Here is a 1,746-nt window from a genome sequence, read left to right as displayed (position 1 = left end):
CAGCGCGATCGAAAGTCATCTTCCGTTCCAGGACACAACCTTCCAAATAAGTCTGCAGACTGTGTTCCAGTATCAACTGGGATAGGTCCAGCTTTTGATGGTCGGTTAGATGATCCCAATTCGGTTCACTTCGGATCAGCCTACTAATTGCTTTCTTGGGAGACCCATGCTTGCCGTCCATGATATATCTCGGCGGGTTAGGCATCTGTCGAAAAGGGATAATTTGCAAAGGAGATGGGGTCCCAGAGGAGTTCATTGGATATTGGCTGGCTGAACGATACAAACCACGATTAACACGCTTTCCTGTTCGCGAAGCGTGTCCGAAGGACTTAGGCTCCCACATGCACGGGTTTCGCACCAAATGTCGGCAGAAAATCATCCGATACGAAAACTAGCCTTACTCGTGTAACTCTCCTCAGTCTCAACAAACTTCATCCCATGTTGCTCAGATAATTCAGCTATCCTGGTTTTTAACTTAGCTGTAGGTATTTGGACAAACTGTTGGTTATTTTTCTTGCCAATGTTAATACTATCTTTTTGACGTTGATTCCAACCAAAAACTACTGTGCCTATTTGATGCTCAATACACCAGTTAATCACAAACCTAGCTGCCTTATTAATATTGTCGCGCATCATTCGGTTACGCTTTTCAGTAATAGCTGCTAAATTATCGTCCCAGTAGTCACCAGACTGGCCTGATTTTATTTCTGCTATTTTCTTGTTATACCATTGCCATACGAGATTTAACCTTTTTCCCATCAACTATAAAAGCTTTTCCCACATTACTCACGCAGGTTAACCAGTTGTTTAATCCTGGGTCTATGCCTAAGAAGTTTTCTGCTATTGGTTGGCCTTTTTCTAGTGTAGGTTGCTCATAAACAAATTCTAAATAGAAGCAGTTGTTTCTAGGAACAAATCTCAATTCTTTAATTTGATTGAAATCTAAGTTGCTAGGCATTGGCAATAAAAAATGGTCTATTCCAAACCATGCTTTGACTTGCTTACCTAGAGGGAACTTAAGCATTCCATTCACCAGCTTGACCCAGCGTGCTGGATAACTAACGACTGCTAAACCATTCTTTTTGCGGTATTTTGGTGTTTTTGGCTTTTGTGCCAGTTCACCTGAAGTAAACATTTTGGCACTTCTTGCATAAGAGTTGAAAGACTCAATTACAGAATGTAATGTCTGTTGGGCACAGGCTGTTTCGCTGCGCGACATAAAACACGCTAGGGTTGCGGAGCAAACGCATAGCCTTAAAATGCAGATTACTTTTTAACTCAAAATCTAGTTCAGCTTTAGACAGAAAGCGTCCTGCTTTAAATAGCATTTGGCGACAATAGTAAATACCACAATTTGTCAACTTATTTGCTTCTGTGCATAGGTATTCAAGCACAGCCATTACTTCTGAGGTACTCTTGACTAGGTGTTGTTGACATCCATACATTAAATTATCACCTCCTTTAGATATAGTAACACTATTAAACATAATATATCTATAGATTGATCAAGAAAAAACCAGACGAATAATAGAAGAAATCCTCACTCAGTAACACTGATTAATTACCCTGCATGTATTTTGTCCAAAGTGTAGAAAGCGAGTATTGGTAGGAGAGGTAAAACAACGGTTGCAACAGATTATTTTTGAGTTATGTACGCTCGCATGATTGGAGACTAATAGCATTAGAAATAATGCCAGACCATGTACATTTATTTTTAGAAGTTGACCCAACTTTTGCACCCTCTGT

The 1,746-nt window shown here is 40.0% G+C and carries 3 protein-coding genes and 1 pseudogene; 1 reads left to right on the top strand and 3 read right to left on the bottom strand.

Going from position 1 to position 1,746, the window contains the following annotated elements; all coding sequences use genetic code 11:
• Nucleotides 1–375: 375 nt before the first annotated feature.
• Genes F6K22_RS40140 through F6K22_RS40130 form a run of 3 tightly spaced genes read right to left on the bottom strand, consistent with a single transcriptional unit; the run spans nt 376 to nt 1,487 of the window.
• Nucleotides 376–759, bottom strand: coding sequence for an IS200/IS605 family accessory protein TnpB-related protein (locus F6K22_RS40140; RefSeq protein WP_293110678.1), 384 nt, complete (start codon nt 757–759; stop codon nt 376–378).
• Complete coding sequence (locus tag F6K22_RS40135) at nt 722–1,135, bottom strand: hypothetical protein (protein WP_293110676.1); 414 nt, start codon at nt 1,133–1,135, stop codon at nt 722–724. Before F6K22_RS40135 ends, F6K22_RS40140 begins: the two co-directional genes overlap by 38 nt.
• Before the next feature lie 31 nt (nt 1,136–1,166).
• Complete coding sequence (locus tag F6K22_RS40130; protein ID WP_293110674.1) at nt 1,167–1,487, bottom strand: hypothetical protein; 321 nt, start codon at nt 1,485–1,487, stop codon at nt 1,167–1,169.
• Between the two features lie 85 nt (nt 1,488–1,572).
• Here F6K22_RS40130 and tnpA point away from each other — a divergent pair.
• Nucleotides 1,573–1,746: pseudogene (gene tnpA, locus F6K22_RS40125) on the top strand (IS200/IS605 family transposase); the annotation flags it as partial.

The sequence above is a fragment of the Okeania sp. SIO2F4 genome, from assembly GCF_010672385.1.
Taxonomy (GTDB): Bacteria; Cyanobacteriota; Cyanobacteriia; order Cyanobacteriales; family Microcoleaceae; genus Trichodesmium.
The sequence above is the reverse complement of the archived record's forward strand: the minus strand, read 5'-3'. Positions and strand labels throughout refer to the sequence as shown.